Source organism: Enterobacter cloacae complex sp. ECL414, assembly GCF_021869685.1.
Taxonomy (GTDB): Bacteria; Pseudomonadota; Gammaproteobacteria; order Enterobacterales; family Enterobacteriaceae; genus Enterobacter; species Enterobacter kobei.
This window is the reverse complement of record NZ_CP091481.1, coordinates 570,352-592,231: the sequence shown is the minus strand read 5'-3', so window position 1 is coordinate 592,231 and position 21,880 is coordinate 570,352. Positions and strand designations below refer to the sequence as shown.

Here is a 21,880-nt window from a genome sequence, read left to right as displayed (position 1 = left end):
GGATCAATGTTATCGGTAACAATGGCGTTAAAATAGCCACCAGCTCTGCATACAAGGCGTAAACCTTCTCTTTTTTATTCGTTATCTCTGTCTGTTTTACAACAACTTATGAAATACCTGCTTGCTGACGCCATCGTCTACAACGACGAGGACGGTTCTGTTTCTCTTATCAATGTGCCGCCTGAGGATGCGCAGATCCTCACCTGCACAGCCAATAGCATTATGAAGCTGCTGGTGCAGCATCATGGGAACGTGGTCGAGCGGGAGACCTTCCTGCATGACGTCTGGGATCGGCGTGGGCTCCAGGGGTCTAACAATTCGTTAAACCAGTACATCAGCATCTTGCGCAAAATGCTGGCCAGCCTGCTTCCCGACGTGCTGTTTATCGTCACTGTCCCCAAAACGGGCTTTATGCTCAGCGCAGACGTCACGGTAACAGCCCTGGAGGAAGAAACACCGGCCGCCGAAACGGCGAAAACTGCAGTACCCGCCCGACCGGAGCGGCTGCTCTGGGGCGCGCTTACGCTGGCGGTCGTTGCGCTGTGCCTTTGGATAACGGCTATCAAACCCGAAACCCGGCAGAAGGACATTCATCTGCTGACCCATATCGGGAACTGTCCGGTCTATACCTTTACGCCGCTGGCGGATGTGTTTCACGAGCGGGCGGCTGCGCTGGCGCAAAGCCTTCAGCAGGACGGTCACCTTCCGTGCCTGGAAAATTCAATTTTCTACATGCACATTCAGCGAACGCTTTTCTACGGCCACGAGGGACGACTGGTGCTCTCCCAATGCTCGCTCACGCAGGGGAAAGCGAGCGCCTGTCGTACGCTTTACTATTACGAGTGGTGATATGAAATACATAAAAATCTGGCTCATTCTGGCCCTTAACCTGATGATTACCGGCGCTGCACTGGCGTGGTATTTCTACACGCCACCGCTGTCGATGGCATGCAATGGATACCTGACCTTCTCCGACAAACGTGACAGCCACGATTTCACGTTTGACGGGGAGGTCATCATGCAGTTTCACCCCAACAAAACCGGGTACATCACGCTAAACGGTAACGTGGAGAATGCCCCAAACCACTGGGAAGTGTCCCGTCAGGAGATGTTTAAATGGCGCCACGTGGAAGGGGAACTGTATGAGATCGTTATTCAAAAAGTGGAGCGTTTTGGCCATGACGCCATGCCGCAGGGCGTATTTGAGAAGTACGTCGCGGGCCTGACCCAGGGGAAAAAAAGGCTCCTGGCGATAGAGCGCACGCCGCATGATGCACTGGTTATCAGCAATTTTTACTCGCCGGTGCTGGTCTGCACAGAATAATACCGGCGGGTCAGGCTATACTTCCCGCCATGAACATTCGCATTCGCCCTACCACCTTCAACGATGCTGCCACCCTGCCCGCCATTGAACGCGCGGCGGGCGAGCGTTTTCGTGAAATCCCCCCTCTCGCCTGGCTTGCCGGGGGTGAGGTGATTTCAACTGAAGAGCATCTCAACTATGCCGAACGGGGGCTAAGCTGGCTGGCGCTGGCGAACGACCATCCCGTTGGGTTTATCCTCGCAGAGGCGCACGCGACATCGCTGTTTATTGTCGAACTTTCGGTGCATCTGGACTGGCAGGGAAAGGGGATTGGTCGGCAGCTCATTAACGCTGTGGCTGACCATGCCCGCGAAGGGGGGCTGTCGTCGCTGACGTTGACGACATTCTGCGACGTACCGTGGAATGCGCCGTTCTATGCGCGGCTGGGTTTTGAATACGTCACTGAACTCACGCCTGAACTGCGTCAGAAAAGGGAAGATGAGACAGCGCACGGCTTAGCGTTTGACTCCCGCTGCGCCATGCGTCTGCCGCTTTGATATCGCCCGGTGGCGCTGCGCTGACCGGGCCTACAAAACCCTGAACCGTAGGCCGGGTAAGGCATAGCCGACACCCGGCACATACCCCTCCCCGTAGGCCGGGTAAGGCGAAGCCGCCACCCGGCACAACACGCACGATCAGAACGTTTCCCAGTTATCACCCGCATCAGCGGTTGCCGCTTTACGCGACATCACCGGGGTAGCAACGCTTTTCGCCGAAGCGAACTCGCGCGCTTTCATCTGCTCCTGCTGAATGCGGAACACCGCGACAGCCTGGGTCAGGCGGCTCGCCTGCTCTTCCAGCGCCGCCGCCGCTGCGGCAGACTCTTCCACCAGCGAGGCGTTCTGCTGGGTCACGCGATCCATCTCGGCGACCGCCAGACCTACCTGGTCGATACCGCGGCTCTGCTCGTCAGAAGCCGAGGCGATTTCGCCCATGATATCCGTAACGCGGGTTACCGCATTCACGATCTCGCCCATGGTTTCACCGGCGCTTTCTACCAGCGTTGAACCCACTTCCACGCGACCCACAGAGTCTTCAATCAGGCTCTTGATTTCACGTGCTGCCTGGGCGCTGCGCTGGGCCAGGTTACGCACCTCACCTGCCACCACCGCAAAACCACGGCCCTGCTCGCCTGCGCGCGCCGCTTCTACCGCCGCGTTCAGTGCCAGGATGTTGGTCTGGAAAGCAATTCCGTCGATCACGCTAATAATGTCGGCAATCTTCTGCGAACTACCGGCAATATCGCGCATGGTCTGCACTACGTTGTCCACCACTTTACCGCCTTTCTGCGCGGTCTCGGACGCGCTCAGCGCCAGATGGCTCGCCTGACGGGCGTTTTCGGCGTTCTGCTTCACGGTCGCCGTCAGCTGCTCCATGCTGGCAGCAGTCTCTTCCAGGGACGCAGCCTGCTGTTCTGTACGGGAAGAGAGGTCGTTATTGCCCATCGCGATTTCGCTCGCGCCGCTGTAGATAGCATTCGCGCCATTACGCACGTCGCCAACGGTCCGTACCAGCTCACTCTGCATATGACGCAGAGAATCGGCCAGTTCGCCCATCTCGTTGGAGCCCTCCACTTCAATGCGCTTCACCAGATCGCCGCTGGCGATATGGCGAATGTTGTCGATGAGGCGCGTCAGCGGCGAAATCAGCGCCTGCTTGATACCCAGCCAGACGGCCACGATCACCACCAGCACGGCAAGCAGCACGCTAATCAGCACCCAGATGGCCTGGCTGAAGGAGCTCTTGCTGTCTTCAACCGCCATTTGATACAGCTTGTCGTTCTGCTGCAGGTAGCTGACATACTGCTTCTCAAAACCATCCTGGTAGCTCTGGGTCGGCTGATCGAAGAAGGCGTTGATTTTGCCCGCACCCAGCAGCTGAATCAGCTCCGCCAGCGCACCGTGGTAGATATCGTAGTTACGCTTGATCTCCATGGCATCCGCATCGCTTTGACGCGGATCGCGCGGCAGGGCCTCGTAGGCGGCCCAGTTTTTTTCCGCCTGCTTCAGCGACGTGGACGCGATTTGCATCAGATCGTTAACGGTCGCGCCGCTGCCGATATTGCTCTGATCCATCATGTAGCGAATACCCGCGCGGTTCAGGGTATTACGTGTTTGCAGCAACGCCACCCAGCTGGCATTCAGCGTAGATTGTTGCTGGCGAATGGTTTGCAGGACGGTGAAATTCTCTTTGTCATGCTTAAGGGCATTGAAGAAAAGACCACCGGATGTGAGTTGTAACAGGCCAAATATAGCTAAAACCAGCATTAAACTGGTGACAATCTTGATACGGTTTAACATGTTTTCTCTTTCCTCAGACAGATACAGAATTTTCGGCCTGGAAAGGGAAAACTTTACGAAAATCATCCTGGAATTTGTGGTTTTTACTCTTCTTCCCGCGCTGCGTTATGCCGGTTTCCGAGTTCAATAAACTCTTCCAGCAGCGTCGTCAGCTGTTTCATCTTCTCCGGCGTGTATTCCGCCTCAATCTGCTGGTACGCCTCTTCCACCTGCGCCTGGGCGTGCTCATACAGCGCATTGCCAGCATTGGTCAGCGACACGTACAGCTTGCGCTGGTCGTTCACTGGCTTTAAGCGCAGCACCAGGCCGTCGCGCTCCATGCGCGTCAGAATGCCGGTCAGGCTGGGACGCAAAATGCAGGTGCGAAACGCCAGATCGTGAAAATCCATCGACGGATGTTCCGCCAGCACGCGCACAATCCGCCACTGCTGCTCGGTCAGGTTATGTCGCTTCACAATGGGTCGGAAGTACGACATCGCCGCTTCCCGCGCCTGCAGCAGCGCGATGGTTAATGAATCATGCATAGCCTCTCCCCGCCCTTCATTAACAAGTAAACAATTCATAAAAGATGTTTTTATAAACAACACGTTTTCTGACAAAAAGTCTAACAGAAACCCGCCAATTTTGTTAACGCAATGATTTTAATCAAAATAAAAACCGATATGTAAATTTATTGTTATTCATATCACAAATTTTTCACTTCTGATTGCGAAATAAACAGCAAAAGCATAAAACCAGATCATTAACATATTAATGAAATTATACCCCGGACTGCCGGGGTGAGGAGCAGGTGAATGAAAGGTACCGTTTTTGCCGTCGCGTTGAATCATCAAAGCCAGCGCGATGCCTGGGCTGAGGCGTTTGAAAAAGCCCCCTACAACACGCCGCCGAAAACGGCAGTGTGGTTTATCAAACCGCATAACACCGTGATCCGCGCAGGCGATCCCATTCCCTTCCCGCAGGGTGAAACGGTGCTAAGCGGCGCAACGGTCGCGCTGGTGGTGGGCAAAACGGCCAGCAAGGTGCGCGAGGAAGACGCGGCGGCGTACATTGCCGGATATGCGCTGGCCAACGAGGTGAGTCTGCCGGAAGAGAGCTTCTACCGCCCGGCGATCAAGGCGAAATGCCGGGACGGATTCTGCCCGCTGGGCGAGCTGGTCAACGTTGATAACGTGGATAACCTGACCCTCATCACCGAGATTAACGGCCGCGAGGCGGACCACTGGAATACGGCCGATTTGCATCGCAACGCCGCGCAGCTGCTGAGCGCCCTGAGTGAGTTCGCGACCCTTAATCCCGGCGATGCGATATTGCTCGGCACCCCGCACAGCCGCGTCGAGATCCGCCCTGGAGACCGGGTACGCATTCTGGCGAAAGGGTTTCCGCCGCTGGAAAACCCGGTGGTGGACGAACGCGACGTCGCTATCGCTCACCGCACGCCCCCGCACGCCACGCTGTTCGCCCTTGGCCTGAACTACGCCGACCACGCCAGCGAGCTGGACTTCAAGCCCCCCACCGAGCCGCTGGTGTTTATCAAAGCGCCGAACACCTTCAACGGTGATGACCAGACCTCGGTGCGCCCGAACAACATCGACTACATGCACTACGAAGCGGAGCTGGTGGTGGTCATCGGCAAAACCGCGCGCAAGGTGAGTGAAGCCGAGGCGATGGACGTTGTTGCGGGCTACACGGTCTGCAACGACTACGCCATCCGCGACTATCTCGAGAACTACTACCGCCCAAACCTGCGGGTGAAAAGCCGCGACGGGCTGACCCCCATTTCCCCAAACATCGTGCCAAAAGAAGCCATTCCCGACCCACACAACCTCGCCCTGCGCACCTTCGTTAACGGCGAACTGCGACAGCTTGGCACGACGGCGGATCTGATTTTCAGCATCCCGTTCCTGATTGCCTACCTGAGCGATTTTATGACCCTGCAACCGGGCGACATGATTGCCACCGGCACGCCGAAGGGGCTGTCCAACGTGGTGCCGGGGGATGAAGTGGTGGTGGAAGTGGAAGGCGTAGGACGCCTGGTAAACCGAATTGTGAGTGAGGAGACGGCAAAATGAAAAAAATTAACCATTGGATCAACGGCAAAAACGTGGCGGGAAGCGACTATTTCCACACCACCAATCCGGCCTCCGGCGAGGTGCTGGCCGAAGTGGCTTCCGGCGGTGAAGCCGAAATCCATCAGGCCGTAGCCGCCGCGAAAGAGGCGTTTCCAAAATGGGCCAACCTGCCGATGAAGGAACGCGCGCGGCTGATGCGTCGTCTGGGCGATCTAATCGATCAGAACGTGCCCGAGATCGCCGCTATGGAGACCGCCGACACCGGCCTGCCGATCCACCAGACTAAAAACGTGCTGATCCCGCGCGCCTCGCACAACTTCGAGTTTTTCGCCGAGGTGTGCCAGCAGATGAACGGCAAAACCTATCCGGTTGACGACAAAATGCTCAACTACACCCTGGTGCAGCCGGTGGGCGTCTGCGCGCTGGTGTCACCGTGGAACGTGCCGTTCATGACCGCTACCTGGAAGGTCGCCCCGTGCCTGGCGCTCGGCAATACCGCGGTACTGAAAATGTCTGAACTCTCCCCGCTGACCGCCGACCGTCTGGGCGAGCTGGCGCTGGAGGCGGGCATTCCGGCGGGTGTACTCAACGTGGTGCAGGGCTACGGCGCGACGGCAGGCGATGCGCTGGTGCGTCATCACGACGTGCGCGCCGTCTCCTTTACCGGCGGCACGGCCACCGGGCGCAATATTATGAAAAACGCCGGGCTGAAGAAGTATTCCATGGAGCTGGGCGGCAAATCCCCGGTGCTGATTTTTGAAGACGCGGACATCGAGCGCGCGCTGGATGCCGCCCTGTTCACCATCTTCTCCATCAACGGCGAGCGCTGCACCGCGGGCTCGCGCATCTTCATCCAGCAGAGCATCTACCCGGAGTTCGTCAAACGCTTTGCGGAGCGTGCCAACCGTCTGCGCGTGGGCGACCCGACCGATCCGACCACCCAGATTGGGGCACTCATCAGCCAACAGCACTGGGAGAAAGTCTCTGGCTATATTCGCCTCGGCATTGAAGAGGGCGCGACCCTGCTGGCGGGCGGCCCGGACAAACCGACCGACCTGCCTGCATATCTAAAAGGCGGCAACTTCCTGCGCCCGACCGTACTGGCGGACGTCGACAACCGCATGCGCGTGGCGCAGGAGGAGATCTTCGGGCCGGTGGCCTGCCTGCTGCCGTTTAAGGATGAAGCGGAAGGTCTGCGCCTGGCGAACGACGTGGAGTACGGTCTGGCGTCGTACATCTGGACCCAGGACGTCAGCAAAGTGCTGCGCCTGGCGCGCAATATCGAAGCGGGCATGGTGTTCGTCAATACCCAGAACGTGCGCGACCTGCGCCAGCCGTTTGGCGGCGTGAAGGCCTCCGGCACCGGGCGCGAAGGCGGCGAGTACAGCTTCGAGGTGTTTGCGGAGATGAAGAACGTCTGCATCTCCATGGGCGACCATCCGATTCCAAAATGGGGGATCTGATCATGGGTACATTAGCGTTAGCGGCAAAAATCACCCACGTCCCGTCAATGTATCTCTCCGAGCTGCCGGGGAAAAACCACGGCTGCCGTCAGGGCGCCATCGACGGGCATAAAGAGATCGGCAAGCGCTGCCGCGAGCTTGGCGTGGACACCATCATCGTCTTCGATACCCACTGGCTGGTGAACAGCGCATACCACATCAACTGTGCGGACCATTTTTCAGGCGTCTACACCAGCAACGAACTGCCGCACTTTATCCGCGACATGACTTACGACTACGACGGCAACCCGGCGCTCGGCCAGCTGATTGCCGACGAGGCGGTGAAGCTCGGCGTGCGCGCCAAGGCGCACAACATCCCGAGCCTGAAGCTGGAGTACGGCACGCTGGTGCCGATGCGTTACATGAACCCGGATAAACACTTCAAAGTGGTCTCTATCTCGGCGTTCTGCACCGTTCACGACTTCGCCGACAGCCGCAAACTCGGTGAGGCCATCGTCAGCGCCATCAAAAAATACGACGGCACCGTGGCGGTGCTCGCCAGCGGCTCACTGTCGCACCGCTTTATCGACGACCAGCGCGCGGAAGAAGGGATGAACAGCTATACCCGCGAGTTTGACCGCCAGATGGACGAGCGCGTGGTGAAGCTGTGGCGCGAGGGGCAGTTCAAAGAATTCTGCAGCATGCTGCCGGAATACGCCGACTACTGCTACGGCGAAGGCAATATGCATGACACGGTGATGCTGCTGGGCATGCTCGGCTGGGACAAATACGACGGCAAGGTGGAGTTTCTCACTGAGTTGTTCGCCAGCTCCGGCACCGGCCAGGTTAACGCCGTTTTCCCCCTGCCCGCGTGAGGAGCCACCATGCCGCACTTTATTGCTGAATGTACCGACAACATCCGCGAGCAGGCAGACCTGCCGGGGTTGTTCGCCAAAGTGAACGAGGCGCTGGCCGCCACGGGCATCTTCCCGATCGGCGGTATCCGCAGCCGCGCCCACTGGCTGGATACCTGGCAGATGGCCGACGGTAAGCAGGATTACGCCTTTGTGCATATGACGCTGAAGATCGGTTCCGGGCGCAGCCTGGAAAGTCGGGAAGCCGTGGGGGAAATGCTGTTTGGGCTTATCAAAGCGCACTTTGCGGCGTTGATGGCTGCCCGCTATCTGGCGCTGTCGTTCGAGCTGGACGAACTCCACCCGACGCTCAATTACAAACAAAACAACGTGCACGCGTTGTTTAAGTAATACCGCTCGATCTGTCCCCTCTCCCTTTGGGAGAGGGTTAGGGTGAGGGAAATCTCAGCGGCCTGATGCCCTCACCCCGGCCCTCTCCCACGGGGAGAGGGAGAAAACAATACAACAGGATATCGCCATGCTCGATAAACACACCCATACCCTGATCGCCCACCGCCTGCATCAGGCGGAACAAACCCGGGAGCAGATCCGCGCGATCTCGCTGGACTACCCGGAGATCACCATTGACGACGCCTACGCCGTTCAGCGCGAATGGGTAAGCCTGAAAATCGCCGAAGGCCGCGTGCTGAAGGGTCACAAGATCGGCCTCACCTCCAAAGCGATGCAGGCCAGCTCGCAGATCAGCGAGCCGGACTACGGCGCGCTGCTGGACGACATGTTTTTCCACGACGGCAGCGACATCCCCGTAGATCGCTTTATCGTCCCGCGCATCGAAGTAGAGCTGGCGTTCGTGCTGGCAAAACCGCTGCGCGGCCCGAACTGCACGATCTTCGACGTCTACAACGCCACGGATTACGTCATTCCCGCGCTGGAGCTGATCGACGCCCGCTGCCACAACGTTGACCCGGAAACCCAGCGCCCGCGCAAGGTGTTCGACACCATCTCCGATAACGCTGCCAACGCGGGGGTGATCCTCGGCGGTCGCCCGATTAAGCCCGACGCGCTGGATCTGCGCTGGATCTCCGCCCTGCTCTACCGCAACGGCGTGATCGAAGAGACCGGCGTGGCCGCTGGCGTGCTTAACCACCCGGCGAACGGCGTGGCGTGGCTGGCGAACAAGCTGGCGCCTTACGACGTGCAGCTTGAGCCGGGGCAGATCATCCTCGGCGGTTCGTTTACCCGCCCGGTGCCTGCCAGCAGAGGCGACACTTTCCACGTTGACTACGGCAACATGGGCTCCATCAGCTGCCGCTTTGTGTAAGGAGACAATCATGCAGAATGCATTCAAAGCGGCGCTGAAAGCGGGCCGTCCACAAATCGGCTTATGGCTGGGGCTCACCAGCAGCTACAGCGCCGAACTGCTGGCCGGGGCAGGCTTCGACTGGCTGCTGATCGACGGCGAGCACGCCCCGAACAGCGTGCAAACCGTCTTAACCCAATTGCAGGCCATCGCCCCTTATCCGAGCCAGCCGGTGGTGCGCCCGTCGTGGAACGATCCGGTGCAGATCAAACAGCTGCTGGACGTCGGCGCACAAACCCTGCTGGTGCCGATGGTGCAAAACGCCGAAGAAGCGCGGCTGGCGGTACGTGCCACCCGCTACCCACCGGCGGGCATTCGCGGTGTCGGCAGCGCGCTGGCAAGAGCGTCGCGCTGGAACCGCATTCCGGACTATCTGCAGCAGGCTAACGACGCCATGTGCGTACTGGTGCAAATCGAAACCCGTGAGGCGCTGAAAAACCTGCCGCAGATCCTCGACGTGGAAGGCGTCGACGGCGTGTTTATCGGCCCGGCCGATCTCAGCGCCGACATGGGCTTTGCCGGTAATCCGCAGCACCCGGAGGTCCAGGCCGCTATCGAGCAGGCGATCGCGCAGATCCTGAGCGCGGGCAAAGCCCCCGGCATCCTGATGGCAAACGAGGCGCTGGCAAAACGCTATCTCGACCTCGGCGCGCTGTTTGTCGCCGTCGGCGTCGACACCACCCTGCTCGCCCGCGGTGCGGAAGCGCTGGCTGCACGCTTTATCGAACAACCGGTTACGTCAGTTAATAACAATAAATCCGTCTACTAAACGTAAGATCTGGAGCGCACCATGACGACCTCTACCCTGCAAACCTATGATAATAAAGCTGTTGAACAACGCGCCATTAACAAGCTGTTCCGACGTTTAATCGTGTTTCTCTTTATCCTGTTTGTTTTCTCGTTTCTCGACCGCATCAACATCGGCTTTGCCGGACTGACGATGGGTAAAGATCTCGGCCTCACCTCCACCATGTTTGGCCTGGCCGCAACCCTGTTTTACGTCACCTATGTGCTGTGCGGGATCCCAAGCAACATCATGCTGGCGAAGATCGGCGCGCGGCGCTGGATCGCCGGGATCATGGTGGTGTGGGGCATCGCCTCCACCTGCACCATGTTCGCCACCAGCCCTGAAACCCTTTACGTCCTGCGCATGCTGGTGGGCATTGCCGAAGCCGGTTTCCTGCCGGGGATCCTGGTCTATCTCACCTGGTGGTTCCCGGCCTATCACCGCGCCCGCGCCAACGCGCTGTTTATGATCGCCATGCCGGTCACCATGATGCTCGGTTCAATCCTCTCCGGGTACATTCTGGCGATGGACGGGCTGTGGAACCTGAAGGGCTGGCAGTGGCTGTTCCTGCTGGAAGGGCTGCCGTCAGTAGTGCTCGGGGTAGTAACCTGGTTCTACCTTAACGACACGCCGGATCAGGCCACCTGGCTGGATGAGGACGAAAAGCAGGCGCTGAAAACCATGATCGCCCGCGAGCAGGAGGTCGCCATTGCCCGCGCCGTCACGCCGCGCTCGACGCTGCGAGAAGTGCTGACGCCCGCCGTGCTGCTCTATACGCTGGCCTACTTCTGCCTGACCAACACGCTGAGCGCGATCAACATCTGGACGCCGCAGATCCTGCAGAGCTTTAACACCGGCAGCAGCAATATCGTCATTGGCCTGCTGGCGGCGATCCCGCAGTTTTGCACCATCCTCGGGATGATCTGGTGGAGCCGCCGATCCGACAGGCTGAAAGAGCGAAAAAAGCACACCATCCTGCCGTACCTGTTCGCGGCGGCGGGATGGATGCTGGCCTCCGCCACCGATCACAGCCTGATCCAGCTGCTTGGCATCATCATGGCCTCAACCGGATCATTTACCGCCATGGCGATATTCTGGACCACGCCAGATCGGGTGATTAGCCTGCAGTCCCGTGCGGTGGCACTGGCGGTGATCAACGCCATCGGCAACGTGGGTTCTGCCGTTAGCCCGCTGCTGATCGGCATTCTGCGCGACGCGACCGGCAGCTTCAGCTCCGGGCTGTGGTTCGTGGCCGGGCTGCTGGTGGTCGGCGCGCTGGTGCTGACGCGCATTCCGATGACGCAGCGGGATCAACAGAGGAACGATCATGTGCCAGAGCCCTATCGCCAACATTGATATCAGCAAGGAGTACGACGAAAGTCTGGGCACCGACGATGTGCACTACCAGTCGTTCGCACGCATGGCGGCCTTTTTTGGCCGCGACATGCAGGCGCATCGTCACGACCAGTATTTTCAGATGCACTTTCTGGATACCGGGCAGATTGAACTCCAGCTCGACGATCACCGTTACTCGGTGCAGGCCCCGCTTTTCGTTCTCACGCCGCCGTCGGTGCCGCACGCGTTTATTACCGAATCCGACAGCGACGGGCACGTGCTGACGGTGCGCGAGGATCTAATCTGGCCGCTGCTGGAGGTGCTCTACCCCGGCACGCGGGAAGCGTTTGGTCTGCCGGGGATCTGCCTGTCGCTGGCCGACAAGCCTGATGAACTGGCGGCGCTGAAACACTACTGGCAGCTGATAGCCCGGGAGTCCATGGAACAGCTGCCGGGCCGCGAGCATACGCTGGTTCTGCTGGCGCAGGCCGTATTCACTCTGCTGCTGCGCAACGCGAAGCTCGACGATCACGCTTCAGGCGGTATGCGCGGCGAGCTGAAGCTGTTCCAGCGCTTTACCCAACTGATCGACACGCACTACCACCAGCACTGGACAGTGCCGGAATATGCCAGCGAACTGCACCTGACCGAATCCCGGCTAACCGATATCTGTCGCCGCTTCGCCAACCGCCCGCCGAAGCGGTTGATCTTCGACCGACAGCTGCGGGAAGCCAGACGGCTGCTGCTCTTTTCCGACAGCGCGGTCAGCGAGATTGCCTGGCAGCTGGGGTTTAAAGATCCGGCCTATTTCGCCCGCTTTTTTAACCGCTTAGTGGGGTGCTCGCCAAGCGCATATCGGGCTCAGAAAGTACCGGTTTCCTGAACGCATCACGGTTCGTAGGGCGGGTAAGCGCAGCGCCACCCGCCGAAAAGCCGCACAGATCACAAATCCACATCCCCCCCGAAAAGTACCCGCCGTTGTCCCAATCGTCCCTTCACGTTCCGCCCCTCTCAGGCTTCAATTAAACAACAAAAACAAAACATAAATTTAACATCACCATTCCGATACGAGGTCCCTATGAAGCCTGAAGATTTCCGCGCCGATGCCAAACGTCCGTTAACCGGTGAAGAGTATTTAAAAAGCCTGCAGGACGGGCGTGAGATTTATATCTACGGCGAGCGCGTCAAAGACGTCACCACCCATCCGGCGTTCCGCAATGCGGCAGCCTCCATCGCGCAGATGTACGATGCCCTGCACAAGCCGGACATGCAGGACACGCTGTGCTGGGGCACCGACACCGGCAGCGGCGGTTACACCCACAAGTTCTTCCGCGTGGCGAAAAGCGCCGACGACCTGCGCCAGCAGCGCGACGCTATCGCCGAATGGTCACGCCTAAGCTACGGCTGGATGGGGCGTACGCCGGACTATAAGGCCGCGTTCGGCTGCGCGCTCGGTGCCAACCCGTCCTTCTACGGTCAGTTCGAGCAGAACGCCCGCAACTGGTACACCCGCATTCAGGAAACCGGCCTGTATTTCAACCACGCCATCGTTAACCCACCTATCGACCGCCACAAACCGGCGGATGAGGTGAAAGACGTCTACATCAAACTGGAGAAAGAGACCGACGCCGGGATCGTTGTCAGCGGGGCGAAAGTGGTGGCTACCAACTCGGCGCTGACCCACTACAACATGATCGGCTTCGGCTCCGCGCAGGTGATGGGCGAAAACCCGGACTTTGCGCTGATGTTCGTCGCACCGATGGATGCCGAAGGCGTCAAGCTCATCTCCCGTGCCTCTTACGAGATGGTGGCTGGCGCAACCGGCTCCCCGTATGACTACCCGCTCTCCAGCCGCTTTGATGAGAACGACGCGATCCTGGTGATGGATCATGTGCTGATCCCGTGGGAAAACGTGCTGATCTACCGCGATTTCGACCGCTGTCGTCGCTGGACGATGGAAGGTGGCTTTGCGCGGATGTATCCGCTACAGGCATGCGTGCGCCTGGCAGTGAAGCTCGACTTCATCACCGCCCTGTTGAAAAAATCGCTGGAGTGTACCGGCACTCTAGAATTCCGCGGCGTACAGGCGGATCTCGGCGAGGTGGTGGCCTGGCGCAATATGTTCTGGGCGCTGAGCGACTCCATGTGCTCTGAAGCCACGCCGTGGGTCAATGGCGCGTATCTGCCGGACCACGCGGCGCTGCAGACCTACCGCGTGATGGCCCCGATGGCCTACGCGAAGATTAAGAATATTATCGAACGTAACGTCACCAGCGGGCTGATCTATCTGCCGTCCAGCGCGCGGGACCTGAATAACCCACAGATTGACCAGTATCTGGCGAAATACGTGCGCGGCTCCAACGGCATGGATCACGTCGAACGCATCAAGATTTTGAAGCTGATGTGGGATGCCATTGGCAGCGAGTTTGGCGGCCGTCACGAGCTGTATGAGATCAACTACTCCGGTAGCCAGGATGAAATTCGCCTGCAGTGTCTGCGCCAGGCGCAGAGCTCCGGCAACATGGACAAAATGATGGCGATGGTCGACCGCTGTATGTCCGAATACGACCAACACGGCTGGACGGTGCCGCACCTGCACAACAACAGCGATATCAACATGCTGGATAAGCTGCTGAAATAGCGCAGCGGGAGGTTTCAATGCAATCAGAAGAACGCCTGCGTTTTCGCGACGCGATGGCCAGCCTGTCGGCCGCAGTCAATGTCGTCACCACCGAGGGGGAAGCGGGCCGCTGCGGCATTACCGCCACCGCAGTCTGTTCGGTTACGGACACCCCGCCGTCGGTCATGGTGTGCATCAACGCCAACAGCGCCATGAACCCGGTATTCCAGGGCAACGGCAGACTGTGCATAAACGTGCTGAATCACGAGCAGGAGATCATGGCTCGCCACTTCGCCGGGATGACCGGTATGACAATGGAGGAGCGCTTTGCCCTCTCCTGCTGGCAGAAAGGCCCGCTGGCGCAGCCGATGCTGAAAGGTGCGCTGGCCAGCCTTGAAGGCGAGATAAGCCAGGTGCAAACCATCGGCACGCATCTGGTGTATCTTGTTGAAATTAAAAATATCATTTTGAGTGATGCAGGGCACGGCCTGATCTACTTCAAACGCCGTTTCCACCCGGTCATGATGGAGGTGGAAGCCACCGCGTAATTCTCCCGCGCGCTGGCCTTTTTTTCGGCCAGCGCCACTTTCTGCAAAAACTCCTAAGGTTTCCGCTAAATCACGCCGTTATACAACCATAAGATAAATTTTCTGTGCCTGAATACTGACATCTCTGATCAGTGCTTCCCGCTTCATTCAGCGCATACCTAATATACAGGATGACCTTATGGCTAAAACGACGCGGAGCCGCTCGGCTGAACGTCTGGTCGATATTCTGGTTGAGCTACATTTAAACGGTGTGGTAAACCGCAGTGCGCTAATGACCAAATTTAAAATTACCGAGCGTACCGTCTACCGGGATTTAAATGCGCTCTCTCCTATCGTTGAACATACCGGTAACGGGCTATATCGGCTGATCCATTCCGCACAATCTCCCGGCGGACAAGGATTACATCACACACTGGCTAACTTACTGAATGCAGATAACTTTTTCCCTGAAAGAAATACGGAATTCTGGCAAAAGCTGGAAACACGCGTTGACGAAAATCATATTCTTATCCTTGGTAACGACGCAGAGCACACGGTACAACGTGATATCAGCCGTCATTTAGCGAAAATTGAGAAATCTATTAAGAACCATAATGTTTGCCAGATCGTTTACAAGGGTAAAACCCGCCTGATTAATCCCTATAAACTCATTAACAAAAAAAATATATGGTATTTACAAGCTACCGAAAATAGTCGGCTTAAATCCTTTTCATTGAGTCAGATTCGCTGGTTTGATATTCAGAAAACCCTTTTTACCCCTGAAGAGAATGTCCGCGCGCTCCTGGAAAAAAGCCTCGATCCGTGGGTGTCTGAAGATACTTTCACCGTGAAAATATTCATTAAAGATAATATTTCACATTACTTCCTGCGCCGGGATCTTCTGCCGGAACAAGAGCTGTTGGAAGAACAACGCGGCGGTATCACGCTGCGCTGCCGGGCGGCACACGAGAACCAGATCCTGCCGCTGCTGTTCTACTGGCTGCCGAATATTCAAATCCTGGAGCCGAACTGGCTGAAGGAGAAACTGGTTAAAACGCTGGAAAACTATCTGGCGATGGCGCGCAGCCCGGATAACCACGTGATCTCAATCACATAATTCCCTCCAGCGGCGGCGAGCCTTAACCACTCGCCGCTTCCTTTGACCGCTCACCCGTCACTTTCAACCACTCATTCATTTACCCACCTTTACACGCGCGAGGATCTGGCACGATCGCTCCAGCATTACTCAATACCTCCTCACAACGAACCTTGACCCTTTTTTCTTTACATAAAAAACCAGGTCTTACTATGGATACTAAAAAACTACTTAAGCACGTGCCCTGGGCCTTACTCGGGATCCTCGGTGCTTTCTGTCTGGCGGTTGTCGCATTACGCCGGGGCGAACACGTCAGCGCCCTGTGGATCGTCGTCGCGTCCGTTTCCGTCTATCTTGTGGCTTATCGCTACTACAGCTTATACATCGCGCAGAAGGTCATGAAGCTCGACCCAACGCGCGCCACGCCGGCGGTCATTAACAATGACGGCCTGAACTACGTGCCAACCAACCGCTACGTGCTGTTTGGTCACCACTTTGCCGCCATTGCAGGCGCTGGCCCGCTGGTCGGCCCGGTACTGGCCGCGCAGATGGGCTACCTGCCGGGTACCCTCTGGCTGCTGGCGGGCGTGGTGCTCGCGGGCGCGGTGCAGGACTTTATGGTGCTGTTTATCTCCTCACGCCGTAACGGTTCGTCGCTGGGTGAGATGATCAAAGAAGAGATGGGTCGCGTGCCGGGCACCATTGCCCTGTTCGGTTGTTTCCTGATTATGATCATTATCCTCGCGGTGCTGGCGCTGATCGTCGTGAAAGCGCTGGCCGAAAGTCCGTGGGGCGTGTTTACCGTCTGCTCTACCGTACCGATTGCGCTGTTCATGGGCATTTACATGCGCTTCCTGCGCCCGGGGCGCGTGGGCGAAGTCTCCGTGATTGGTATCGTGCTGCTGGTTGCCTCTATCTACTTTGGCGGCGTCATTGCGCATGACCCGTACTGGGGCCCGGCGCTGACCTTTAAGGACACCACCATCACCTTCGCGCTGATTGGTTATGCGTTTGTATCCGCCCTGCTCCCGGTATGGCTGATTCTGGCACCACGTGATTACCTCGCGACCTTCCTGAAAATCGGGGTTATCGTCGGGCTGGCTATCGGGATTGTGATCATCAACCCTGAGCTCAAAATGCCGGCGGTGACTCAGTACATTGACGGCACCGGCCCACTGTGGAAAGGCGCGCTGTTCCCGTTCCTGTTTATCACCATCGCCTGTGGTGCCGTGTCTGGCTTCCACGCGCTGATCTCCTCCGGCACCACGCCGAAGCTGATGGCCAACGAAACCGACGCGCGCTTTATCGGTTACGGCGCGATGCTGATGGAATCCTTCGTGGCGATCATGGCGCTGGTTGCGGCGTCTATCATCGAACCGGGCCTGTACTTCGCAATGAACACCCCGCCTGCGGGTCTGGGCATCACCATGCCAAACCTGCATGAGATGGGCGGCGAAAATACCGCGCTGATCATGGCACAGCTGAAGGATGCCAGCGCCCACGCGGCAGCGACCGTCAGCTCCTGGGGCTTCGTGATCTCCCCTGAGCAGATCATGCAGACCGCGAAAGACATCGGCGAACCGTCCGTGCTGAACCGCGCAGGTGGCGCACCGACGCTGGCTGTCGGTATCGCACATGTGTTCCATAAAGTGCTGCCGTGGGCAGACATGGGCTTCTGGTACCACTTCGGTATTCTGTTTGAAGCGCTGTTTATCCTCACCGCGCTGGATGCCGGTACCCGTGCGGGCCGCTTCATGCTGCAGGACCTGCTGGGTAACTTCGTGCCGTTCCTGAAGAAAACCGACTCTCTGGTGGCGGGTGTGCTCGGCACTGCGGGTTGCGTAGGCCTGTGGGGTTACCTGCTGTATCAGGGCGTGGTTGATCCACTCGGCGGCGTGAAGAGCCTGTGGCCGCTGTTCGGTATCTCTAACCAGATGCTGGCCGCTGTGGCTCTGGTACTTGGCACCGTCGTACTGGTGAAAATGAAACGCACTAAATACATCTGGGTGACCGTCATTCCTGCACTGTGGCTGCTGCTCTGCACTACCTGGGCGCTGGGCCTGAAGCTGTTCAGCACCAACCCGCAGCTGGAAGGCTTCTTCTTCATGGCGAACCAGTACAAAGAGAAGATTGCCGCAGGCGGCGCAGATCTGACCGCGCAGCAGATTGCCAACATGAACCATATCGTGGTGAACAACTACACCAACGCAGGTCTGAGCATTCTGTTCCTGGTGGTGGTGTACAGCATCATTTTCTACGGTATCAAAACCTGGCTGAAAGTGCGTAACGCCGAAGGCCGTACGGATAAAGAAACGCCGTACGTGCCGGTGCCGGAAGGCGGCGTGAAGACCTCTTCACACCATTAAAAAAAATGGCGGGTGGCGCTACGCTTACCCGCCCTACAACGGTACTGTAGGCCCGGTAAGCGTAGCGCCACCGGGCTTTGTCTTATCAGGATGCATTATGTTTGGTAACTTAGGCGAAGCGAAAAAATACCTCGGTCAGGCGGCAAAAATGCTGATTGGTATTCCGGACTATGACAACTACGTTGAGCATATGAAGACCAACCATCCGGATAAACCGTACATGACCTACACTGAATTCTTCCGCGAGCGTCAGGAAGCACGCTACGGTGGAAGTGGAGAAGGCGGCGTCCGCTGCTGCTAAAGGAGAGAACATGACCCCGATTGCCGTCACCCTGCTGACCGGTTTCCTCGGCGCCGGTAAAACCACCCTGCTGCGCCACATCCTGAACGAGCAGCACGGCTTCAGGATCGCCGTCATCGAAAACGAATTCGGCGAAGTCTCCGTGGACGATCAATTAATAGGCGATCGCGCCACGCAGATCAAAACCCTGACCAACGGCTGCATCTGCTGTACCCGCTCAAACGAGCTGGAAGACGCCCTGCTGGATCTGCTCGACAGCCGCGATCGCGGTGAAATCGACTTTGACCGCCTGGTGATTGAATGCACCGGCATGGCCGACCCCGGCCCGATTATTCAGACCTTTTTCTCCCATGACATTCTTTGCCAGCGCTACCTGCTGGACGGCGTCATCGCCCTGGTCGATGCGGTTCACGCCAACGATCAGATGAACCAGTTCACCATCGCCCAGTCTCAGGTGGGCTACGCTGACCGCATCCTGCTGACCAAAACCGACGTGGCGGGTGACAGCGAGAAACTGCGTGAACGTCTGACCCGCATTAACTCCCGCGCGCCGATTTACACCGTGACGCACGGCGATATCGACCTCTCACAGCTGTTCAACACCAACGGCTTTATGCTGGAAGAGAACGTCACCACGAAACCGCGTTTCCACTTTATGGGAGACAAGCAAAACGACGTGACGTCGATTGTGGTGGAGCTGGATTACCCGGTGGATATCAGCGAGGTCTCCCGCGTGATGGAGAACCTGCTGCTGTCATTTGCCGACAAACTGCTGCGCTACAAAGGGATGCTGTGGATCGACGGCGAACCGAACCGCCTGCTGTTCCAGGGCGTGCAGCGCTTATACAGCGCCGACTGGGATCGCCCGTGGGGCGATGAAGCGCCGCGCAGCATAATGGTATTTATTGGCATACAGCTGCCGGAGGAAGAGATTCGCGCGGCGTTTGCAGATCTGAAAAAATAACCGCCCTGCTTCCCCTCTCCCCCGTGGGGAGAGGGGAAGGTTGAGGGGTGCCTAAACTTATTTCAACGCCTCCGGGAGCGTCACAATCCACAGCTCACTATCCGACTCCGGCTTCTTCAGCGGCTTCACGCTAAGCGTGGTTTCAACCGGTTTATCATCCAGCGTCAGCTTGCCTTCCGCGTTCACCCGATAATCCTTGAGCTTCTTGCCCTCGACCGGATTTTGCATCGCCACCTTCACGCCAAAGTCATTATCGTTCGCTACGGCAAGCCGTTTGCTGTCGATCAGCGCCAGCCCTTCGGCCTTCTCCTGCTGCCAGCCCAGCGCGCGCAAATCAACGACCTGCGTTTTTGCCGCAAGGGTAATGCCGCGCTGCTTCAGGGTTTTCTCATCATCAAACTCCGGGTACTCGCCCGGCTTGTCAAAGGCGCTCAGGTCGCTCGCTTTGCTGAGGTCCACCTTGTAGATAAGGTTACGCATCCCGTCATTTTTATCGCTGCCCTGCTCAATCAGCAGGATATGCTGGTCATCAAGCGCCACGATGTCGCCAATTTTGGCATCACTGTTTTTGCTGTAGGCCGCGCTGTCGATAGGGTAGCCGTACATCGCGGTTTTGCCGGTCGCCGGGTCGAAGCTCACGAGACGCGTAAACAGCGCCTGCTTTTTGCTTTTACCGTCGATATCCAGCGTACTTTGTACCGCAGCGATAATGCGTCCGTCCGGCATACGGGTCAGGCCTTCAAAGCCCCGGTTCGGTTGGCGCCATTTGATAACGTTTGGCAGACCGCCCGCGATCGACTTTTCCCCTTCCGCCGCCTGCGGGCCGTGGATCGCCAGGATTTTCCCTTTACTGTCGACGTTAATCAGAAACGGACCATACTCGTCGCACAGCCAGTAGCCGCCTTTGCCGTCCGGCGTGATGCCTTCCGTATCCAGCCCGCGGTTGTCACCCTTCAGCGTCTTTAGGGTGTCGCTAAACGCCACCTCATTGGTGGATCCAATCACGCCGCTTTGCAGCGGCAGACCGTTAATCTCGCCTTTATCGTCATGCAGCGGGCGGGCATCCGTCGCTTCTGCTTTACCGTTCTGCACGCGGATGGTCATCAGCAGCGGCGCGAAATCCGGCGTGACAAAAATTTTGGCTTCATTTTTACCCATTTTTGGCGCATCGGCGTTTGGACCGCGATCGGTCACGGTTGCAAAGGTCAGAGCATCGCCCTGCTTACCCGTAAACAGCAGGCCAGAGCCAATGCCCACCGGGAGTCCGTTCGGAAATGCGCTGGCGAACGCGCCGCTGTAATTGACGTGTGAGCCTTCAGGAAAGCTGACGACATAGCGCTCAGCCGTGGGCTGTGCCGCCAGGCCAGAGAAAGAGAGCGCACAACCAACCAGCACAGGAATGATTTTTCTTTTCATATTGTTAGCATCCAGTAAGTGAAGCCAACAACGTAATGAACAAACGTGTCAGAAAAATGACATCGCAGGGAAAGGCGCCTGCGCGAGAGAACGTGTTTTCACCACCATAAGTGTAAATCTTTGTTGTTTTATGTGATTTTTGAAATATTTTTGGAAATTTCTGGAGCCTCCATTATTACACCTCCAGTCACTATCCCGTCCTCGTTCAGTTTATGTTTAGTCAAAAAACTAAACGGTTTCTAAACGCCTGAAAATCACGCGTTGACTCCCGTTCAACCAAACAAAAACGCAACATTAAATAAATTAAATTTAACAAAACCAGCATAAAACAGCGACTTGTATCACATTTGCAGTCATAAACGTCGCTTGTTATGGTGCCTCCAGATTAATTTGATGATGAGGCACGAAACATGAAAAAACTGAATATCCTTCTTCTTTCTGCACTGACCGCCCTCTCTGGTTCCGCACTGGCCATGGGCGGTAGCGTTGAGCAGGGTAAAAACTTTACTAACCTCAATCTGGAAATGGGCAAATCCTCATCCGGCCTGTACGCCGAAAGCAACTGGCTCAAAAACACCGATGACGGTACCCAGACCGGTGGCGTGGGCGCAGGCTACAACCTGGAAGTGGGCCCGGTCATGCTGAACGCAGGCGCGAAGGCGATCTACATCGGCCCGAAAAAAGGCGATAACGGCGTGGCGTTCCCGATTGGTGGCGGCGTAAACGTTGCGCTGACTGACAGCATCCATGTCTATGGCGAAGGTTACGTTGCGCCTGAAGGCCTGAACAACAGCGTGAAAAACTACGTGGAAGCCAACGGCGGCGTAAGCTGGACACCTGTCACGCCGCTGACCCTGAAAGTGGGTTACCGCCACGTGAGCGTTGATGGCAAAGACGGTCGTCCTGGCCACACGCTGATTGACGGCGCATACGTGGGCGGTGGCGTGTCCTTCTAAGGCTGTATTGCGCGTTTCGCCCGGCGGCGCTACGCTTGCACGGGCCTACGGGTTTTGTAGGCCGGGTAAGCGCAGCGCCACCCGGCAAGAAAGGCGATGA

At 57.5% G+C, this 21,880-nt stretch carries 21 protein-coding genes; 18 read left to right on the top strand and 3 right to left on the bottom strand.

Annotated elements, in window-relative coordinates:
• Nucleotides 1-108: 108 nt before the first annotated feature.
• The 3 genes from L3068_RS02760 to L3068_RS02750 are packed head-to-tail and all read left to right on the top strand — an operon-like array spanning nt 109 to nt 1,860.
• Nucleotides 109-849 (top strand): winged helix-turn-helix domain-containing protein, encoded by a 741-nt coding sequence (locus L3068_RS02760; RefSeq protein ID WP_088126426.1) that lies wholly within the window; start codon nt 109-111, stop codon nt 847-849.
• 1 nt (nt 850) lies between these two features.
• Nucleotides 851-1,324, top strand: a complete 474-nt coding sequence (locus tag L3068_RS02755) for a FidL-like protein (RefSeq protein ID WP_117580856.1) — start codon at nt 851-853, stop codon at nt 1,322-1,324.
• Nucleotides 1,325-1,353: 29 nt separating this feature from the next.
• On the top strand, nt 1,354-1,860 hold the full coding sequence (locus tag L3068_RS02750; RefSeq protein ID WP_117580855.1) for a GNAT family N-acetyltransferase: 507 nt from the start codon (nt 1,354-1,356) through the stop codon (nt 1,858-1,860).
• A gap of 138 nt (nt 1,861-1,998) precedes the next feature.
• Here L3068_RS02750 and tsr read toward each other — a convergent pair whose 3' ends face one another.
• Both tsr and hpaR read right to left on the bottom strand, forming a co-directional pair.
• A complete protein-coding gene (tsr, locus tag L3068_RS02745) occupies nt 1,999-3,663 on the bottom strand; it encodes a methyl-accepting chemotaxis protein (RefSeq protein ID WP_014882420.1) in 1,665 nt (554 codons plus the stop codon).
• 83 nt (nt 3,664-3,746) lie between these two features.
• Nucleotides 3,747-4,187: a homoprotocatechuate degradation operon regulator HpaR gene (gene hpaR / locus L3068_RS02740; protein WP_023331950.1), complete on the bottom strand. Its 441-nt coding sequence runs from the start codon at nt 4,185-4,187 to the stop codon at nt 3,747-3,749.
• Between the two features lie 270 nt (nt 4,188-4,457).
• Here hpaR and hpaG point away from each other — a divergent pair, with 270 nt between their 5' ends.
• From hpaG to yjiA, 14 genes are all read left to right on the top strand, one after another.
• Complete coding sequence (gene hpaG / locus L3068_RS02735; RefSeq protein ID WP_023336729.1) at nt 4,458-5,735, top strand: 4-hydroxyphenylacetate degradation bifunctional isomerase/decarboxylase; 1,278 nt, start codon at nt 4,458-4,460, stop codon at nt 5,733-5,735.
• Nucleotides 5,732-7,198 carry a 5-carboxymethyl-2-hydroxymuconate semialdehyde dehydrogenase gene (gene hpaE / locus L3068_RS02730; protein WP_117580854.1) on the top strand — a complete coding sequence of 489 codons (1,467 nt, stop codon included), beginning with the start codon at nt 5,732-5,734 and terminating at the stop codon, nt 7,196-7,198. The genes hpaG and hpaE overlap by 4 nt, the downstream gene beginning before the upstream one ends.
• A 2-nt stretch (nt 7,199-7,200) precedes the next feature.
• The gene (gene hpaD / locus L3068_RS02725) at nt 7,201-8,052 is read left to right on the top strand and encodes a 3,4-dihydroxyphenylacetate 2,3-dioxygenase (RefSeq protein ID WP_014882416.1); all 852 of its coding nucleotides are present in this window, start codon (nt 7,201-7,203) and stop codon (nt 8,050-8,052) included.
• A 9-nt stretch (nt 8,053-8,061) separates the two neighbouring features.
• The gene (locus L3068_RS02720) at nt 8,062-8,442 is read left to right on the top strand and encodes a 5-carboxymethyl-2-hydroxymuconate Delta-isomerase (protein WP_014882415.1); all 381 of its coding nucleotides are present in this window, start codon (nt 8,062-8,064) and stop codon (nt 8,440-8,442) included.
• A 127-nt stretch (nt 8,443-8,569) separates the two neighbouring features.
• Entirely contained in the window at nt 8,570-9,373 is an 804-nt protein-coding gene (gene hpaH / locus L3068_RS02715) for a 2-oxo-hept-4-ene-1,7-dioate hydratase (protein WP_023331948.1), read from the top strand.
• A 10-nt stretch (nt 9,374-9,383) separates the two neighbouring features.
• Nucleotides 9,384-10,181: a 4-hydroxy-2-oxoheptanedioate aldolase gene (gene hpaI / locus L3068_RS02710; RefSeq protein ID WP_014882413.1), complete on the top strand. Its 798-nt coding sequence runs from the start codon at nt 9,384-9,386 to the stop codon at nt 10,179-10,181.
• Between the two features lie 21 nt (nt 10,182-10,202).
• Complete coding sequence (gene hpaX, locus L3068_RS02705; protein ID WP_117580853.1) at nt 10,203-11,555, top strand: 4-hydroxyphenylacetate permease; 1,353 nt, start codon at nt 10,203-10,205, stop codon at nt 11,553-11,555.
• Entirely contained in the window at nt 11,527-12,417 is an 891-nt protein-coding gene (gene hpaA / locus L3068_RS02700) for a 4-hydroxyphenylacetate catabolism regulatory protein HpaA (RefSeq protein WP_014882411.1), read from the top strand. The genes hpaX and hpaA overlap by 29 nt, the downstream gene beginning before the upstream one ends.
• 195 nt (nt 12,418-12,612) lie before the next feature.
• Complete coding sequence (gene hpaB / locus L3068_RS02695; protein WP_117580852.1) at nt 12,613-14,175, top strand: 4-hydroxyphenylacetate 3-monooxygenase, oxygenase component; 1,563 nt, start codon at nt 12,613-12,615, stop codon at nt 14,173-14,175.
• Nucleotides 14,176-14,192: 17 nt separating this feature from the next.
• Nucleotides 14,193-14,702, top strand: coding sequence for a 4-hydroxyphenylacetate 3-monooxygenase reductase subunit (locus L3068_RS02690; RefSeq protein ID WP_014882409.1), 510 nt, complete (start codon nt 14,193-14,195; stop codon nt 14,700-14,702).
• A gap of 178 nt (nt 14,703-14,880) precedes the next feature.
• Entirely contained in the window at nt 14,881-15,798 is a 918-nt protein-coding gene (locus L3068_RS02685) for a helix-turn-helix transcriptional regulator (protein ID WP_032637575.1), read from the top strand.
• Between the two features lie 191 nt (nt 15,799-15,989).
• Nucleotides 15,990-18,143: a carbon starvation CstA family protein gene (locus L3068_RS02680; protein ID WP_014882408.1), complete on the top strand. Its 2,154-nt coding sequence runs from the start codon at nt 15,990-15,992 to the stop codon at nt 18,141-18,143.
• A 97-nt stretch (nt 18,144-18,240) separates the two neighbouring features.
• Nucleotides 18,241-18,444, top strand: coding sequence for a YbdD/YjiX family protein (locus tag L3068_RS02675; RefSeq protein WP_003856610.1), 204 nt, complete (start codon nt 18,241-18,243; stop codon nt 18,442-18,444).
• Between the two features lie 10 nt (nt 18,445-18,454).
• Nucleotides 18,455-19,408: a GTPase gene (gene yjiA, locus L3068_RS02670; RefSeq protein ID WP_023338985.1), complete on the top strand. Its 954-nt coding sequence runs from the start codon at nt 18,455-18,457 to the stop codon at nt 19,406-19,408.
• A gap of 57 nt (nt 19,409-19,465) precedes the next feature.
• On the opposite strand, the gene L3068_RS02665 is transcribed toward yjiA, so the two are convergent.
• On the bottom strand, nt 19,466-20,824 hold the full coding sequence (locus tag L3068_RS02665) for an esterase-like activity of phytase family protein (RefSeq protein ID WP_014882406.1): 1,359 nt from the start codon (nt 20,822-20,824) through the stop codon (nt 19,466-19,468).
• A gap of 410 nt (nt 20,825-21,234) precedes the next feature.
• Between L3068_RS02665 and L3068_RS02660 the strand changes: the two genes are divergently transcribed.
• A complete protein-coding gene (locus L3068_RS02660; RefSeq protein ID WP_023331942.1) occupies nt 21,235-21,780 on the top strand; it encodes a YfaZ family outer membrane protein in 546 nt (181 codons plus the stop codon).
• Nucleotides 21,781-21,880 lie beyond the last annotated feature (100 nt).

What these genes read in the sequence shown, in the direction of transcription:
- L3068_RS02680 (WP_014882408.1), top strand. Translation starts at nt 15,990, where the DNA reads ATGGATACTAAAAAACTACTTAAGCACGTGCCCTGGGCCTTACTCGGG.
- L3068_RS02750 (WP_117580855.1), top strand. Translation starts at nt 1,354, where the DNA reads ATGAACATTCGCATTCGCCCTACCACCTTCAACGATGCTGCCACCCTG.
- L3068_RS02760 (WP_088126426.1), top strand. Translation starts at nt 109, where the DNA reads ATGAAATACCTGCTTGCTGACGCCATCGTCTACAACGACGAGGACGGT.
- hpaR (WP_023331950.1), bottom strand. Translation starts at nt 4,187, where the DNA reads ATGCATGATTCATTAACCATCGCGCTGCTGCAGGCGCGGGAAGCGGCG.
- L3068_RS02660 (WP_023331942.1), top strand. Translation starts at nt 21,235, where the DNA reads ATGAAAAAACTGAATATCCTTCTTCTTTCTGCACTGACCGCCCTCTCT.
- L3068_RS02690 (WP_014882409.1), top strand. Translation starts at nt 14,193, where the DNA reads ATGCAATCAGAAGAACGCCTGCGTTTTCGCGACGCGATGGCCAGCCTG.
- L3068_RS02720 (WP_014882415.1), top strand. Translation starts at nt 8,062, where the DNA reads ATGCCGCACTTTATTGCTGAATGTACCGACAACATCCGCGAGCAGGCA.
- tsr (WP_014882420.1), bottom strand. Translation starts at nt 3,663, where the DNA reads ATGTTAAACCGTATCAAGATTGTCACCAGTTTAATGCTGGTTTTAGCT.
- hpaH (WP_023331948.1), top strand. Translation starts at nt 8,570, where the DNA reads ATGCTCGATAAACACACCCATACCCTGATCGCCCACCGCCTGCATCAG.
- L3068_RS02675 (WP_003856610.1), top strand. Translation starts at nt 18,241, where the DNA reads ATGTTTGGTAACTTAGGCGAAGCGAAAAAATACCTCGGTCAGGCGGCA.
- hpaI (WP_014882413.1), top strand. Translation starts at nt 9,384, where the DNA reads ATGCAGAATGCATTCAAAGCGGCGCTGAAAGCGGGCCGTCCACAAATC.
- hpaB (WP_117580852.1), top strand. Translation starts at nt 12,613, where the DNA reads ATGAAGCCTGAAGATTTCCGCGCCGATGCCAAACGTCCGTTAACCGGT.
- hpaX (WP_117580853.1), top strand. Translation starts at nt 10,203, where the DNA reads ATGACGACCTCTACCCTGCAAACCTATGATAATAAAGCTGTTGAACAA.
- hpaG (WP_023336729.1), top strand. Translation starts at nt 4,458, where the DNA reads ATGAAAGGTACCGTTTTTGCCGTCGCGTTGAATCATCAAAGCCAGCGC.
- yjiA (WP_023338985.1), top strand. Translation starts at nt 18,455, where the DNA reads ATGACCCCGATTGCCGTCACCCTGCTGACCGGTTTCCTCGGCGCCGGT.
- hpaA (WP_014882411.1), top strand. Translation starts at nt 11,527, where the DNA reads ATGTGCCAGAGCCCTATCGCCAACATTGATATCAGCAAGGAGTACGAC.
- L3068_RS02755 (WP_117580856.1), top strand. Translation starts at nt 851, where the DNA reads ATGAAATACATAAAAATCTGGCTCATTCTGGCCCTTAACCTGATGATT.
- L3068_RS02665 (WP_014882406.1), bottom strand. Translation starts at nt 20,824, where the DNA reads ATGAAAAGAAAAATCATTCCTGTGCTGGTTGGTTGTGCGCTCTCTTTC.
- hpaE (WP_117580854.1), top strand. Translation starts at nt 5,732, where the DNA reads ATGAAAAAAATTAACCATTGGATCAACGGCAAAAACGTGGCGGGAAGC.
- hpaD (WP_014882416.1), top strand. Translation starts at nt 7,201, where the DNA reads ATGGGTACATTAGCGTTAGCGGCAAAAATCACCCACGTCCCGTCAATG.
- L3068_RS02685 (WP_032637575.1), top strand. Translation starts at nt 14,881, where the DNA reads ATGGCTAAAACGACGCGGAGCCGCTCGGCTGAACGTCTGGTCGATATT.